The sequence below is a fragment of the Mesorhizobium sp. P2_B11 genome (assembly GCF_056404855.1).
The window spans coordinates 983,227-996,705 of record NZ_JBFUDF010000003.1 but is presented as its reverse complement, the minus strand read 5'-3'; the positions used below and the strand labels follow the sequence as shown (position 1 = coordinate 996,705).

The 13,479-nt window shown below is 62.3% G+C and carries 15 protein-coding genes; 1 reads left to right on the top strand and 14 read right to left on the bottom strand.

Features of this window, described 5'->3' with window-relative positions; translation table 11 throughout:
* Positions 1-166: 166 nt before the first annotated feature.
* The 7 genes from AC1DYJ_RS13530 to AC1DYJ_RS13500 form a co-directional block, all read right to left on the bottom strand.
* Positions 167-961, bottom strand: coding sequence for an ATP12 family chaperone protein (locus AC1DYJ_RS13530; RefSeq protein WP_477281493.1), 795 nt, complete (start codon positions 959-961; stop codon positions 167-169).
* 10 nt (positions 962-971) lie between these two features.
* Positions 972-1,829, bottom strand: coding sequence for a DMT family transporter (locus tag AC1DYJ_RS13525; RefSeq protein WP_477281753.1), 858 nt, complete (start codon positions 1,827-1,829; stop codon positions 972-974).
* Positions 1,830-1,891: 62 nt separating this feature from the next.
* Entirely contained in the window at positions 1,892-2,872 is a 981-nt protein-coding gene (locus tag AC1DYJ_RS13520; RefSeq protein WP_142865539.1) for an RluA family pseudouridine synthase, read from the bottom strand.
* A gap of 123 nt (positions 2,873-2,995) precedes the next feature.
* On the bottom strand, positions 2,996-3,367 hold the full coding sequence (crcB, locus tag AC1DYJ_RS13515) for a fluoride efflux transporter CrcB (protein WP_477281491.1): 372 nt from the start codon (positions 3,365-3,367) through the stop codon (positions 2,996-2,998).
* Positions 3,368-3,393: 26 nt separating this feature from the next.
* On the bottom strand, positions 3,394-4,224 hold the full coding sequence (locus AC1DYJ_RS13510; protein WP_477281489.1) for an aspartyl/asparaginyl beta-hydroxylase domain-containing protein: 831 nt from the start codon (positions 4,222-4,224) through the stop codon (positions 3,394-3,396).
* A 232-nt stretch (positions 4,225-4,456) separates the two neighbouring features.
* Complete coding sequence (locus AC1DYJ_RS13505; RefSeq protein ID WP_477281487.1) at positions 4,457-5,767, bottom strand: replication-associated recombination protein A; 1,311 nt, start codon at positions 5,765-5,767, stop codon at positions 4,457-4,459.
* A 47-nt stretch (positions 5,768-5,814) separates the two neighbouring features.
* A complete protein-coding gene (locus AC1DYJ_RS13500; protein ID WP_477281485.1) occupies positions 5,815-7,308 on the bottom strand; it encodes a DegQ family serine endoprotease in 1,494 nt (497 codons plus the stop codon).
* Positions 7,309-7,441: 133 nt separating this feature from the next.
* Between AC1DYJ_RS13500 and AC1DYJ_RS13495 the strand changes: the two genes are divergently transcribed.
* Positions 7,442-7,588 carry a hypothetical protein gene (locus tag AC1DYJ_RS13495; RefSeq protein ID WP_477281483.1) on the top strand — a complete coding sequence of 49 codons (147 nt, stop codon included), beginning with the start codon at positions 7,442-7,444 and terminating at the stop codon, positions 7,586-7,588.
* Here the strand turns inward: AC1DYJ_RS13495 and AC1DYJ_RS13490 are convergent.
* The 7 genes from AC1DYJ_RS13490 to secY form a co-directional block, all read right to left on the bottom strand.
* Positions 7,570-8,520, bottom strand: coding sequence for an acyltransferase family protein (locus AC1DYJ_RS13490; RefSeq protein ID WP_477281481.1), 951 nt, complete (start codon positions 8,518-8,520; stop codon positions 7,570-7,572). The two genes, AC1DYJ_RS13495 and AC1DYJ_RS13490, sit on opposite strands and share 19 nt — an antisense overlap.
* Before the next feature lie 244 nt (positions 8,521-8,764).
* Complete coding sequence (gene rplQ / locus AC1DYJ_RS13485) at positions 8,765-9,196, bottom strand: 50S ribosomal protein L17 (protein ID WP_477281479.1); 432 nt, start codon at positions 9,194-9,196, stop codon at positions 8,765-8,767.
* A gap of 104 nt (positions 9,197-9,300) precedes the next feature.
* Positions 9,301-10,311 carry a DNA-directed RNA polymerase subunit alpha gene (locus AC1DYJ_RS13480; protein ID WP_477281477.1) on the bottom strand — a complete coding sequence of 337 codons (1,011 nt, stop codon included), beginning with the start codon at positions 10,309-10,311 and terminating at the stop codon, positions 9,301-9,303.
* A 103-nt stretch (positions 10,312-10,414) separates the two neighbouring features.
* Positions 10,415-10,804 (bottom strand): 30S ribosomal protein S11, encoded by a 390-nt coding sequence (gene rpsK / locus AC1DYJ_RS13475; protein WP_006205444.1) that lies wholly within the window; start codon positions 10,802-10,804, stop codon positions 10,415-10,417.
* 126 nt (positions 10,805-10,930) lie between these two features.
* Positions 10,931-11,299: a 30S ribosomal protein S13 gene (rpsM, locus tag AC1DYJ_RS13470; RefSeq protein WP_006205445.1), complete on the bottom strand. Its 369-nt coding sequence runs from the start codon at positions 11,297-11,299 to the stop codon at positions 10,931-10,933.
* 192 nt (positions 11,300-11,491) lie between these two features.
* Positions 11,492-12,100: an adenylate kinase gene (locus AC1DYJ_RS13465; RefSeq protein WP_477281475.1), complete on the bottom strand. Its 609-nt coding sequence runs from the start codon at positions 12,098-12,100 to the stop codon at positions 11,492-11,494.
* Complete coding sequence (secY, locus tag AC1DYJ_RS13460) at positions 12,097-13,437, bottom strand: preprotein translocase subunit SecY (protein WP_477281473.1); 1,341 nt, start codon at positions 13,435-13,437, stop codon at positions 12,097-12,099. Before secY ends, AC1DYJ_RS13465 begins: the two co-directional genes overlap by 4 nt.
* Positions 13,438-13,479: the final 42 nt, after the last annotated feature.

Below are 13,479 nucleotides of genomic sequence, written 5' to 3'. Positions count from 1 at the left end.
GTGAAATCCCGTCTGTCCTCGATGCTGTGCGTCATCGTCCACGTTCCCTCTGAACGCAGACTCAGCTCAGCCATCGGCGCAAAAAATGACAGAAAGGACCCGGCGACGGCAGAGCGACGATGGGATTATGACTTTGGTATTAGGTGCAGTGCGGCGAAGACCAAGATCAGGCCTTGAGCGCTTCCAGCAGGCTGACGGCGGCCATCATGTCGCGTTTGCGGGCAGCGCGGCGCGACACCGCTTCGGCATCCTGGCCCCAATGCTCGATCTGCCAGTCCTCATCGACATGGCCGGCGGCCCAGGCCGCCTCGCCGTCAAGCGCGCCGTAGTCGACAGCAAGCGCCAACAGCGCCGACCCAGTCAGCGATGTCATGACATGGATGGCCGCCAGCCGCAGCGGCTCGGCACGCTGGGCAAGATGGGCGCCGAGCACGGCGATGCTCTCGCGCGGCTGCTCGACATGGATGATGCCCTCGGCAAGGTTGAAGCGGGCGCCGAGCACGCTGCGTGCCCAATCGATGACCGGGTCCCAATGCTGGTTCTGGCGCTCGACCAGGCCTTGCGGCGCGTCGGCGCGGTAGCAGGTGAGATCGGACGAGGCAAAGCGCAGCACGTCCTCCAGCACCGCCTGCGGGTCGCTGGCGACGCCATCGATGGCGGTGTTGACCAGACGCAGCACCGGCATCGTGACGGGATCGATGGTCTCGCCTTGCGCGTCGAATTCGCCAGCGACCAACTGTGCCGCCTTCTCGGTCGGCAGCGCCAGCAACGCCTTGCCCGGCGTGCGCACCGGCTTGCCGTCGAGATGCACGGCAAAGCCGTCGTCCACTGGCACGACGGAAACGTCCTTGTAGAAGCGCTTCGGCAGATGCGTCTTCATCTGGATCTGCGCACGGCGCACCGGATCCGGATCGGAGAGTTGCTGCTTGCCGGCTTCGAGGTCGTTGAGGATGTCGCGCATGTTGAACTCCTTAGCCCAAAACCTGCTTGCGCGCCGGCCGGTTGACGATGATAAGGCCGACTGCAATCAACCCCAGCGCCACAAAGATCCTGACCGTCGGCGCCTCGCCCAGAATAACAGCGCCGCACAGGACGCCGAACACCGGCGACAGAAAGGCGAAGCTCGACAGACCCGATGCCGGATAGCGCCGAAGCAGCCAGAACCACAACACATAGGTGAAGGCAACGACATAGATCGACTGGAACAGCAGCGCCCATGTCGACAAGGCAGTGACGTCACGGATCGGCGGACCGGCGAACGGCATCACCAGGAAGCCGACGACGGCGGCGCCCGCCAGCTGGTAGAGCAGCAGTTTTTCGGCGCTGGTCTCGACCAGTTTCGAGCGCTTGATGACGATGCTGGTGGCCGCCCACAGAATGCCGGATCCGAGGCTGAGCAGATCACCCATCAGAGTCACTTTGTTGCCACCGACAATCCCGTCGGAAAACACCGCCACCAGGCCACAGAAGGCAAGAACGAGCCCGCCGAGCTTGCGCGCATTGATGCGCTCGCCAAGCAGGAAATGGCCGCCGATCAGAACCCAGAACGGCATGGTGTTGACCAGCAGCGTGTTGCGGGCGACGGTCGTGTATTCCAGCCCGATATAGAGGCACAGGAACTCGACGCCGAACAGAACGCCGACAATGATGCCGGCGACAAGCGACCCATCGGCCTCGAACAGTTTTATGCCGCGCAGCCGGCACCAGCCGAGGACGCAAAGCCCACCAACGATCGAGCGTGCGATCGAGACAAAAACGGGGTCATAGCCGGCATAGGAGATCTTGGCGGCGACATAGTTGAGGCCCCAGGAAAAGGTCAGCCCGACCATGATCGAAGCTGCCGCCAGATCGACCGCGTCGCGGCGATCCAATGCCGAGGCAACCGCCAATGTCAGTCCTCCGCGCTGGCGTCGTCGAAGCCGATCAAGTTCCAGCTCTGGCGCATATGCGGCGGCATCGGCGCGGTGACGTCGATGACGCCCTTGTCCGGATGCGGAATGACGATGCGGCGGGCATGCAGATGCAGGCGATTCTGAATGCCGCCCGGGAAGTCCCAGTTGGTATCGGCTTCGAAATATTTGGGGTCGCCGATGATCGGGCAGCCAATATAGGCGGCATGGACGCGAAGCTGGTGGGTGCGGCCGGTGTATGGCTCCATTTCCAGCCAGGTCATCGTCTGCGCCGCCTGCTCGATGATGCGGTAGTAGGAGACGGCGTGGTCGGCGCCCTTTTCACCGTGGGCTGCCACGCGCACGCGGTCGCCGTCCTCGGTCGGCTCCTTGATCAGCCAGGTCGAGATCTTGTCCTCGCGCTTGGGCGGCACGCCCTTCACGAGCGCCCAGTAGGTTTTCTTGGTCTCGCGTGCGCGAAAAGACTCGGAGAGCTTCATCGCCGCAAGCCTGGTGCGGGCAACCACCAGCACGCCCGACGTGTCGCGGTCGAGCCGGTGCACAAGGCGTGGCTTCTCGCCCTTCTGGCTGCGCCAGGCCTCCAGCATGTCGTCGACATTGCGGGTGACACCCGAGCCGCCCTGCACGGCCAGGCCAGCCGGCTTGTTGAAGACGAAGACCTTCGGGTCCTCGTGGATCAGCATCTTGGCCAGCACATCGGCGTCGCCCTGGTTGCGGATCGAATGGCCGGTAAGCGCACTCTCGCCCTTCTTGTCGACCTCGAGCGGCGGCACGCGCACCACCTGGCCCGGCTCGACACGGCTGTCGGCCTTGACCCGGCCGCCATCGACGCGGATCTGGCCGGAGCGCAGGAGCTTCTGCAGGTGGCCGAAGCCGAGGCCGGGGAAATGGGTCTTGAACCAGCGATCGAGCCGCATGCCCGCCTCGCCGGCCTCCACCGTGATCTGTTCAACGCCTGCCATGATTTTCGTTTATCCGTTTCCCGAACAGGGCTCAGCCTGCTCTTTGGCGCGGCAATAGCACTATCGGCTCGAAAATCGGAATCGATTTTCGGAAAGCTTAGATTCAAAGACGTTTGCGCGGGCCTAAACCGTCCTCGCCAGCCAAAGTCCCGCAAACAGCGCGACAATGGCGCCAATGACGCTAGCCAGCGCATATCCGAGCGCAGGGATCGTCGCTCCCCGCTCCCACAGCGTGGCGAAGTCGAGCGAAAAGGCCGAGAAGGTGGTGAAGCCGCCAAAGATGCCGGTGGCGACGAACAGCCGAAGCTCGTTGGAACCGCCGCGCCGCATCAGCGTGGCAATGAACAGGCCCATGGCGAAGGAGCCGACGATGTTGATCGCCATCGTGCCCCAGGGGTAGTTCGGGCCGACGAGGCGCAGCGCGCCGATGTTGGTCAGATGGCGAATGCCGGCGCCGATGCCGCCGCCGACCACGACGAGAAGCAGATTGTACATGCCTGTTTACTGCCCTCGTGACGCCCTCAGGTCGTTTCGACCTTCTTTGCCTTGCTCGAACCGAGCATCTTCCAGTTCTTGTAGAACATGGCGTTGATGCGCTCGACGCTGACCGAGACGATTGCGAGAAGGCCGGCGATGAGGCCGGGGAATGGCGACGGGCGGATGATGTCCATGAACACGCAGTAGCGGTGCCCGTCATACTCGTTGACCGAGCGGTGCAGCAGCGTGTCATCAAAAATGTAGAGCGGATTGTCGTGCCAGTAGTTCCTGGCGCCGTTGCACTCGACGAAAACCTCGGCCTTCACCGGCAAGAGATTGTAGAGGATGCGCAGGCTGAGCCGCAGTGGTCCGAAATGCCAGGAGGTCGACTCCTTACCCCTGAAGACCGACACGGCGATGGTCTTGATGTATTTGAAATCCTTGTTGAATTCGGCAACGTTGTCGATCTTGTGCTTGCCGTACCACTGATAGACATACATGCCGCGCCTGGCGGTGCCGAGATTGGCGTCGATATCGGCCATGATCTCGTCTTTGCGCGCCTTGAAGACGTCGAGAACCTCATTGACCTCGCGCTGATAGTCCTCAGGAAACTGCTCCAGCTTCCACACGCCCGGGTTCCGGTAGCTGATCAGATCGACCAGCAGGTTGAAGGGCGACAGCAACCAGGTGAAGAGGCCGTTGCCAAGGAAATAGCCGCGCAACAGCGACAGATCCTTGTTGGCATTGCGCAGCACATCGATCAGGCCGCAGACGATCCAGATCGTCGTCAGGATTGGGATGAAATAGAAGCCGAGCGCGAGCAGCGGAACTGCAATCACAGCCTGGCGAAGCGATTTACGAAGGGATTTTTTCATTTTTTTCTCGCGCCGTCGGGCGCGATTCCTATTGYGAACGACAATCGCCAAGCAGCTTGGCGACGACCACCCCCGAGGCCGTGCGCCTTGATAGGGTCTTTTGTCCCCACGCACAATGCCATCGAACGGCGCCCGGGTGGGCCTCGGTGGCTGCCGAGCAAAATATTTGGAGGTTTGCACTCCACTTTAGTTGGGTTTCGCCCCGGGCGGCCAAACCACGGTGGACGAAAGCCTACTTTTCCCGCTCGCTGCGCAGCTTCGCCCAATAGTCCAGTCGTTTGCGGATATCGCGCTCGAAGCCGCGTTCGGGCGGATCGTAAAATGTCTGCCGGCTCATCTTTTCCGGAAAATAGTCCTGGCCGGAAAAGGCATCGGGCTGGTCATGGTCGTAGCGGTAGCCAGCGCCGTAATCTTCTTCCTTCATCAGCTTGGTCGGCGCGTTGAGGATGTGCTTGGGCGGCAGCAGCGAACCGAACTCCTTCGCCGCTCGCGTGGCCGCCTTGAAGGCGGTGTAGACGGCGTTGGATTTGGGCGCGGTGGCGAGATAGACGGTCGCCTCGGCAAAGGCGAGCTCGCCCTCGGGCGAGCCCAGATAGTCATAGGCGTCCTTGGCGGCGTTGGCGATAACCAGCGCCTGCGGGTCGGCCAGCCCGATGTCCTCCATCGCCATGCGCACCAGCCGGCGGCCGAGATAGAGCGGATCCTCACCGGCATCGAACATGCGGGCGAGATAATAGAGGGCCGCGTCTGGATCGGAGCCGCGCACCGATTTGTGCAGCGCCGAGATCAGATTGTAATGGCCGTCCTGGCTCTTGTCGTAGATCGGCGCCCGGCGCTGAACGATGCGCTGCAGGCCTTCGGGATCGAAAACCTCGCCGGGCTTGGCGGCTCGCCAGACTTCTTCGGCCAGCGTCAGCGAGGCCCGGCCATCGCCATCGCTCATACGGATGAGCATGGCCCGCGCCTCGTCGTCGAGCGGCAGTGCCCTGCCCTCCGTCTCCTCCGCTCGCACCATCAGCTTGGCGATGCTCTCCTCGCCGAGCGAATGAAAGACCATGACCCGCGCGCGCGACAACAGAGCGGCGTTAAGCTCGAAGGAGGGATTCTCCGTCGTGGCGCCGACCAGCACGACCGTGCCGTCCTCCATCACCGGTAGAAACGAATCCTGCTGGGCGCGGTTGAAGCGGTGGATCTCGTCGACGAACAGCAGCGTCTGGCGGCCATTGGCGCGGCGCAATTTTGCGGCCTCGAACACTTTCTTCAAATCGGCGACGCCGGAAAACACCGCCGAGATCTGCTCGAAAGCAAGGCTGGTCTCGCCGGCCAGCAGCCGCGCAACGGTTGTCTTGCCGGTTCCCGGCGGCCCCCAAAAGATCATCGAGCCGAGCGAGCCGGAGCTGATCAGCCGCGTCAGCGCGCCGTCGGGTCCGGTCAGATGCTCCTGGCCGACGACCTCGCCGAGGTTTTTCGGGCGCAGCCGGTCGGCGAGCGGCCGGCCGGGTGGCGCTCTTTCCGGTTCATCGACGCTGAACAGATCGGCCATGCAAGTCTTTTGGTTGGAGCACGATCCTCAGAAATGGAGATATCGCCTCAATAGCGCAACACCTGCCGCAGTGTCTGCCCGCCGCGCTCGACAGTAAAGCGCCACCAGCGTGTATCCTGCTGCGAGAGCTGCGCCAGTGTGGCTGCCGTATCGACGGTGGTGCCGTTCACTTCGCGCACGATGTCACCCGGCTGGAAGCCGAAATCGGCGGCTGGCGAATCGCGGTTGATATCGACCACGGTGACGCCTTTGAGGTCGGTGCGCAGGCCAAGCCGCTGGGCGAGCCGCGGCGACAGTTCCGCCACCTTTGCGCCGGAGAACGGACTGCGGCCATGCAGCGTCAGTTCCGAGGCCTTGGCGCCTTCCGGCGCACGCTCCAGCGGAATCTCCATCGTCGCCTGCTGGCCCTTGCTCAGAATGGCGAAGGTGGCCTTGGTGCCGATCGACAGCGTCGCCATGCGGTAGTCCAGCGCCTCGATGCCTTCGACCGTCGTGCCGTTGAGCTGCAGCACCACGTCACCGGGCTTCAAGCCAGCCTTGGCTGCCGGTCCCGCGTCCTCGACCGAAGACACCAGCGCGCCGGTAGGCTTCTCCATGCCGAGCGATTCGGCGATCTGCGGTGTGACCGCTTCGAACTCGGCGCCGATATAGGGCCGCTCGAAGAAATCGAGCCCGGCCTTGGCCGCATCGGCGAAGGCGCGCACCATGTTGGCGGGGATGGCGAAGCCGATGCCGATCGAGCCGCCGCTGCGGCTGTAGATGGCCGTGTTGATGCCGACCAGTTGGCCGCCCATGTTGATCAGCGCGCCGCCAGAATTTCCGGGATTGATGGCCGCGTCGGTCTGGATGAAATAGCCTGAATCCGAAACGCCGATATGGCTGCGGGCAAGTGCCGAAACAATGCCGCTGGTGGTGGTCTGACCGACACCGAACGGATTGCCGATGGCCAGCACCAGATCGCCGACCTCGAGCGCGTCGGAATCGCCGATAGCGATCACCGGGAACGGCTTGTCGGAGGTGATCTTGAGCACGGCAAGATCGAGCGTCTCGTCCTTGAGCATGACCTTCGAGGTGAATTCGCGCCCATCCGCGGTTGCCACCTTGACCTCGTCGGCATCCTTGATGACGTGGAAATTGGTGACGACGACGCCGCTTGGGTCGACCAGAACGCCGGAGCCGAGCGAGGATTGCGCGCGCGGCTGTGCGCGACCGAAGAACTCCTCGAAGAAAGGATCGCCGTCGAAGGGCGACGTGACCTTGGCGGTCTGCGAGGCATAGACATTGACCACCGCCGGCGCCGTCTGCTTGACCAGCGGCGCAAACGACAGCTGCACCTCTTCACGGCCGAACGGCACGCGCTTGTCGGGGCCGGAGGTGCCGTTCTCGCCCTCGACGCCATGCAACAGATCGGTCAGCACATCAGAGAGGCCGGGATCGGCTGGCTTGGCAGCGTCCTCGGCCAGCGCCTGCCTCACGGCCGGCGCCGCGGCAAAGGCGGCCAGCGCGCAAAGGGCGACAAGAAACAGCCGTTTGAAGTGCATTCCGAATCCTCCAGATCGGGCGTCATTGTCCCGACGATTGTGCAGAATGAAAGGCTAAGGCGATGAAATCGAATTATTTTCAGCCCAGTAATCGGCTAGAGCTCTGTCTGCAACCGGTACTGTTGTCGATCGCATGAAAAAACAGCTCGCCTCATTCCGTGATTTTCTGGCCACCGGCAAGTTAGGACCGGTGTGGCATGGTAAGAACTTCACGCCACATTCCTGGGCCGGATCGAACACGATCTTCGTGCGGGTCGCCGATCAGGCGCTGATCTGGTGAGCCGGCTTTATGCCGCCGCGCCGGGTTTCGAACGCCACCGTTGTGAAGATGGCGAGGGCAGCCACCAGCAAAGCGGCAACCAATGGATGCAAGCCCATGGCGCGTGCGGCCTGAAGCGCGGGGACGTGGGTCGCGTAGAGAGGATAGGAGATCGCACCGGCCCAGATTGCCCAGCCCATGCGAGGCAGACCAAGGGATGCGCGCACCATGAAGGGGCAGCCGACCAGGGCGCCCATTTCGAATGCCGGGTTGAACGAGGCAAGGGCCAGTGAAACCGCAAAGGCGGTGACGGCCAATAGCGGGTATCGGCCGAGAGGGGCATCGCCATAGGTGCGGAACATCCATACGCCGACGAGGTAGCAGGTCAGTTCGCGCGGGATCAGCCAAAGCACCGACGCAAAGGCCGGGCTCCACAGGGATAGGCCTGTCGCGAAGCTGGCGATGAAAACCAGTGCCGCAGCCACAGCAAGGACCAGCACTTGCAGGCTTGATATTTTCGAGATGATCGCGCCATGCAGCACATTGCAGACGATCTCGACGAACAGCGACCAGGCCGGGCCGTTGAGCGGGAATGCCGGCCGTCCGACCACGGGAAGAAAAAGCAGGATCAGCGCATAGGCTGCAAGGATCGGCGCGGAAATGCCGTGGAGCGCGCTCATCGACGCCAGGCCGATGGTCGATCCGATCGCCAGCGGCAGAAACAGCCGGCGGTATCGCAGGCCGATGAAGCCGACGGTGGTCAGCCCTTTTCGCAGCCGATCTTCATAGGTTCTGGTCAAGACGAAACCGGACAAGACGAAGAACAGATCGACCGCGGTCGAGGGGTTGAGCGGCGGCAGGGGAAGATGATTGACGCGCGCAAAGTGATGCACGGCAACGGCGATCGCAGCGACCCCGCGCAGAGCGTCCAGTCCGTAAAGTCGTCCCCCCATGCCGACGCCAATATTGCTGAAGTCGAGTGAAATGCAAGCAGAGAGCCAGTCAAAGGTTAAAACCGCACGATGTTGCAATCAGCACCACCTGCCCTCAGCTGCCTGGATCCTAGTCGGCAGCAGGGACTTTCAATCAACGTGACTCAGGTGGACTACCTGAATCTGGTTCGATAGCCTATCACACGAAGCAAACGAAAAAGGGGCCCCGCGGGCCCCTTTGAACGCTATGCTAAAATACCGAGCCTTATGCGGCAGCGGTTTCCTCGTTGGCGCCTTCGGCCTCAAGGCGAGCACGGTCGCCAGCGCCCTTGGCTTCGGTGTCGCGGTCGACGAACTCGATGACCGCCATGGCGGCATTGTCGCCGTGACGGAAGCCCGCCTTCATGATGCGCAGGTAGCCGCCATTGCGGTCGGCGTAGCGCGGCGCAATGGTGTCGAACAGACGCTTGACGACGCCTTCATTGCCGATCTGGGCAATGACCTGGCGGCGCGCATGCAGGTCGCCGCGCTTGCCGAGCGTCACCAGCTTCTCGACGATCGGACGCAGGTCCTTCGCCTTCGGCAGGGTGGTGACGATCTGCTCGTGCTCGAGCAGCGACACGGCGAGGTTGGCGAACATCGACTTGCGATGGCTAATGCTTCTGGCGAAGCGACGGCCTTTGAAACCGTGGCGCATGGCTCTTTTCCTTCTTCAGTTGTTCAAGAGGCCATGGCCTCTGATGGTTTTCCGCATGACCGTCGGATCGAGCGGCTCACGCCGCCGATCCTTGGAATTCATGCTCAATATTGGTCTTCGTAACGCTTTGCGAGGTCTTCGATGTTTTCCGGCGGCCAGTCCGGCACTTCCATGCCGAGGTGCAGGCCCATCGCCGCGAGCACTTCCTTGATCTCGTTCAGCGACTTGCGGCCGAAGTTCGGGGTGCGCAGCATCTCGGCTTCGGTCTTCTGGATGAGATCGCCGATGTAGACGATGTTGTCGTTCTTCAGGCAGTTGGCCGAACGCACCGAAAGCTCGAGTTCGTCGACCTTCTTGAGCAGCGCCGGGTTGAAGGCGAGCTCGGTGACGGCTTCGGTCGCGACTTCCTTCTGCGGCTCGTCGAAGTTGACGAACAGGCCGAGCTGGTCCTGCAGGATGCGGGCGGCGAAAGCCACCGCGTCTTCGCCCGAGATCGAACCGTCGGTCTCGATCGTCATGGTCAGCTTGTCATAGTCGAGAACCTGGCCCTCGCGGGTGTTTTCGACCTTGTAGGAGACCTTCTTGACCGGCGAATACAGGCTGTCGACCGGGATCAGGCCGATCGGCGCGTCTTCGGCGCGGTTGCGCTCTGCCGGCACGTAGCCCTTGCCGGTGTCGACGGTGAATTCCATGCGGATTTCAGCGCCTTCGTCCAGCGTGCAGATGACGTGGTCGGGATTGAGGATCTCGATGTCGCCAACCGTCTGGATGTCGCCAGCCAGAACCGCACCCGGGCCCTGCTTGCGAACGACCATGCGCTTGGGACCATCGCCTTCCATGCGGATGGCGATTTCCTTGATGTTCAAGACGATGTCGGTCACGTCTTCACGCACACCGGCGATGGACGAGAATTCATGCAGAACGCCGTCAATCTGCACGGCGGTCACAGCCGCACCGCGCAGCGAAGACAGAAGCACGCGGCGCAGCGCGTTGCCGAGCGTCAGGCCGAAGCCACGCTCGAGCGGCTCGGCGACCAGCGTGGTCAGCGTCTTCTTCTTCGACGAGAACTCGATCTTGTTCGGCTTGATCAGTTCCTGCCAATTTTTCTGGATCATGATGCTTTCCTTCCGTTGACCCGCCACCATCCAATCGTGGCGGGCGACCTGGAGTGCCGTGGAGGAGCGCCTTCAAGGCGCTCGCGCGGCGTTCGGTAATGTCTTAGACGCGGCGCTTCTTGCGCGGGCGGCAGCCATTGTGCGGGATCGGCGTCACATCACGGATCGAGGTGATGGTGAAGCCGGCCGCCTGCAGGGCGCGAAGCGCCGATTCACGACCGGAGCCGGGTCCGCAGACCTCGACTTCGAGCATGCGCATGCCGTGTTCCTGGGCCTTCTTGGCGACGTCTTCGGCGGCCATCTGGGCAGCGAACGGGGTCGACTTGCGCGAACCCTTGAAGCCCTGGGCACCGGCCGACGACCAGGCAATAGAATTGCCCTGCGCGTCGGTGATGGTGATCATCGTGTTGTTGAAGGTCGAATTGACGTGGGCAACGCCCGACGAGATGTTCTTGCGTTCGCGACGGCGAACACGAGCGGCTTCCTTGGCCATGATAGTCCTTTCAGTTGATCTCTACACCGCCGTAATGCCAGCGGCTCCACCTTTGAAAACGAGTAGTGAGCAGGGATTAGCGAATAGGGACCCCTACTCGCTAATGGCTGCTCGCTATTCGCTCACTTACTTCTTCTTGCCGGCGATCGACTTGGCCGGGCCCTTGCGGGTGCGTGCATTGGTGTGCGTGCGCTGGCCGCGAACCGGCAGCGAACGACGGTGACGCAGGCCGCGGTAGCAGCCGAGGTCCATCAGACGCTTGATGTTCATCGAGACTTCGCGGCGCAGATCGCCTTCGACCTGGTAGTCGCGGTCGATGGTTTCGCGGATCTGCAGCACTTCCGCGTCGGTCAGCTGGTTGACGCGGCGCTCGGCCGGGATGCCGACCTTGTCGACGATCTCCTGGGCGAACTTCTTGCCAATGCCGTGAATGTACTGAAGCGCAATGACGACGCGCTTGTTGGTCGGAATGTTGACGCCGGCTATACGAGCCATTTCTTCTCTTCTCCATGTGGGTCGGACGAACCGACGCTATCCAAAATTCCCCGCGTCCGGTGGAGACCGGCCCTTGCGGGAGTTTCCCTAGTTTCAATGCGGCTGCCTTGCCCTTGCGGACAAGCAAGCCTCATGCCTGATAGGAAGACGGGCCGCCATAACCCAGCGAACCGTTTCAGTCAAGCGCAATCTTTACTTTGCCGTAACGGTCTCCCGCGTCACTGCCGCGAGCAGAGCTTCGATCTCTGCCGTCACAGTGTCGATACCGGCCATGCCGTCGACGCTCTTCAGCGTGCGTTTGGCGTAGTAGTAGCCGATCAATGGCGCGGTCTTCTTGTAATATTCCCGCAGGCGCTCTTCGAACACCACCGGATTGTCGTCCTTGCGCACCGGCTGGCCGGCGGCCTTGGCGTCTTCGGCGCGCTTGACGATGCGGCCGACCAGCGCCTTGTCGTCGACGACGAACTCGATCACGGCGTCAAGGCCGATGCCGCGCTCGGCGAGCATCGATTCAACCGCATCGGCTTGCACCAGCGTGCGTGGATAGCCGTCGAGGATGAAACCATTGGCGCAATCGGGCTGATCGATGCGCTCGGCCACGATGGCGTTGACGATGGCGTCGGACACCAGCTCGCCGGCATCCATCACCGCCTTGGCGCGCTTGCCGACTTCGGTGCCGGCCTGCACGGCAGCCCGCAGCATGTCGCCTGTCGACAGCTGGGGTATGCCGTATTTCTCTACCAGTCTTTGTGCTTGCGTCCCCTTGCCCGCTCCTGGCGGCCCAAGCAATATCAATCTCATCTGGCCTTCTTCCCCCCGCGCAACTTCGACTTCTTGATCAGGCCCTCATACTGGTGCGCGATCAGGTGACCCTGAATCTGCGCCACCGTATCGAGGGTTACACTGACCACGATCAGAAGCGATGTGCCACCGAGGTAGAATGGTACGCCAGTCGCCGAAATCAGGAATTCGGGCAGCAGACACACCAGCACCAGATAGATGGCGCCGACGACGGTGATGCGCGTCAGGACATAGTCGATGTAATCGGCGGTACGCTCACCCGGACGGTAGCCGGGAATGAAGCCGGAATGCTTCTTGAGCTGGTCGGCGGTGTCCTTGGGATTGAACACGATGGCCGTGTAGAAGAAGGCGAAGAACACGATCATGCCCGCATAAAACAGCATGTAGAGCGGCTGGCCGTGGCCGAGCGAGGCGAGCACCGTGCTTGCCCATGCCGGCAGGTTCGTCGTCTGCGAGAAGCCGGCGACCGTTGCCGGCAACAGCAGCAGCGACGATGCGAAGATCGGCGGAATGACGCCCGACGTGTTGAGCTTCAGCGGCAGGTGCGAGGTGTCGCCCTGGAACATGCGGTTGCCGACCTGGCGCTTCGGATACTGGATCAGCAGGCGGCGCTGGGCGCGCTCGAAGAAGACGATCAGCGCGATGACGATGATCGCCAGCACGATGATCGCGAGAATCAGGCCAGTCGACAACGCACCGGTGCGGCCGAGTTCCAGCGTGCCGGAGATGGCGCGTGGCAGGCCGGCGACGATGCCGGAGAAGATGATCAGCGAAATGCCGTTGCCGATGCCCCGCGCGGTGATCTGCTCGCCAAGCCACATCAGGAACATGGTGCCGCCGACCAGGGTAACGACGGTCGAGATGCGGAAGAACATGCCGGGATCGTTGACGATGCCGTTGCCACCTTCGAGGCCCACCGAAATGCCATAGGCCTGCACCAGCGCCAGCAGAACCGTGCCGTAGCGCGTGTACTGGTTGATGACCTTGCGGCCCTGCTCGCCTTCCTTCTTCAGCGCTTCCAGCGACGGGATGACCGAGGTCATCAGCTGCATGATGATGGAAGCCGAGATGTAAGGCATGATGCCGAGCGCGAAGATCGCCATGCGCTGCACGGCGCCGCCGGCAAACATGTTGAACATGCCGAGCACGCCTTTGCTCTGCGAAGAGAAGGCCTGGGCGAAAGCGTCCGGGTTGATGCCGGGCAGCGGGATGTAGGTGCCGAGACGATAGACGAGCAGCGCGCCGATGGTGAACCAGATACGCTTCTTCAGGTCCTCCGCCTTGGCGAAGGCCGCAAAATTCAGATTCGAGGCTAGTTGTTCAGCAGCCGAAGCCATGCCTGATTCTCCGCTAGAGCATGATGCCGAAAAGTGTGAAGC

What these genes read in the sequence shown, in the direction of transcription:
- crcB (WP_477281491.1), bottom strand. Translation starts at nt 3,367, where the DNA reads ATGTACAATCTGCTTCTCGTCGTGGTCGGCGGCGGCATCGGCGCCGGC.
- AC1DYJ_RS13525 (WP_477281753.1), bottom strand. Translation starts at nt 1,829, where the DNA reads ATGGTCGGGCTGACCTTTTCCTGGGGCCTCAACTATGTCGCCGCCAAG.
- AC1DYJ_RS13495 (WP_477281483.1), top strand. Translation starts at nt 7,442, where the DNA reads ATGAAAAAACAGCTCGCCTCATTCCGTGATTTTCTGGCCACCGGCAAG.
- AC1DYJ_RS13500 (WP_477281485.1), bottom strand. Translation starts at nt 7,308, where the DNA reads ATGCACTTCAAACGGCTGTTTCTTGTCGCCCTTTGCGCGCTGGCCGCC.
- AC1DYJ_RS13505 (WP_477281487.1), bottom strand. Translation starts at nt 5,767, where the DNA reads ATGGCCGATCTGTTCAGCGTCGATGAACCGGAAAGAGCGCCACCCGGC.
- rplQ (WP_477281479.1), bottom strand. Translation starts at nt 9,196, where the DNA reads ATGCGCCACGGTTTCAAAGGCCGTCGCTTCGCCAGAAGCATTAGCCAT.
- AC1DYJ_RS13480 (WP_477281477.1), bottom strand. Translation starts at nt 10,311, where the DNA reads ATGATCCAGAAAAATTGGCAGGAACTGATCAAGCCGAACAAGATCGAG.
- rpsM (WP_006205445.1), bottom strand. Translation starts at nt 11,299, where the DNA reads ATGGCTCGTATAGCCGGCGTCAACATTCCGACCAACAAGCGCGTCGTC.
- rpsK (WP_006205444.1), bottom strand. Translation starts at nt 10,804, where the DNA reads ATGGCCAAGGAAGCCGCTCGTGTTCGCCGTCGCGAACGCAAGAACATC.
- AC1DYJ_RS13530 (WP_477281493.1), bottom strand. Translation starts at nt 961, where the DNA reads ATGCGCGACATCCTCAACGACCTCGAAGCCGGCAAGCAGCAACTCTCC.
- AC1DYJ_RS13490 (WP_477281481.1), bottom strand. Translation starts at nt 8,520, where the DNA reads ATGGGGGGACGACTTTACGGACTGGACGCTCTGCGCGGGGTCGCTGCG.
- secY (WP_477281473.1), bottom strand. Translation starts at nt 13,437, where the DNA reads ATGGCTTCGGCTGCTGAACAACTAGCCTCGAATCTGAATTTTGCGGCC.
- AC1DYJ_RS13465 (WP_477281475.1), bottom strand. Translation starts at nt 12,100, where the DNA reads ATGAGATTGATATTGCTTGGGCCGCCAGGAGCGGGCAAGGGGACGCAA.
- AC1DYJ_RS13510 (WP_477281489.1), bottom strand. Translation starts at nt 4,224, where the DNA reads ATGAAAAAATCCCTTCGTAAATCGCTTCGCCAGGCTGTGATTGCAGTT.
- AC1DYJ_RS13520 (WP_142865539.1), bottom strand. Translation starts at nt 2,872, where the DNA reads ATGGCAGGCGTTGAACAGATCACGGTGGAGGCCGGCGAGGCGGGCATG.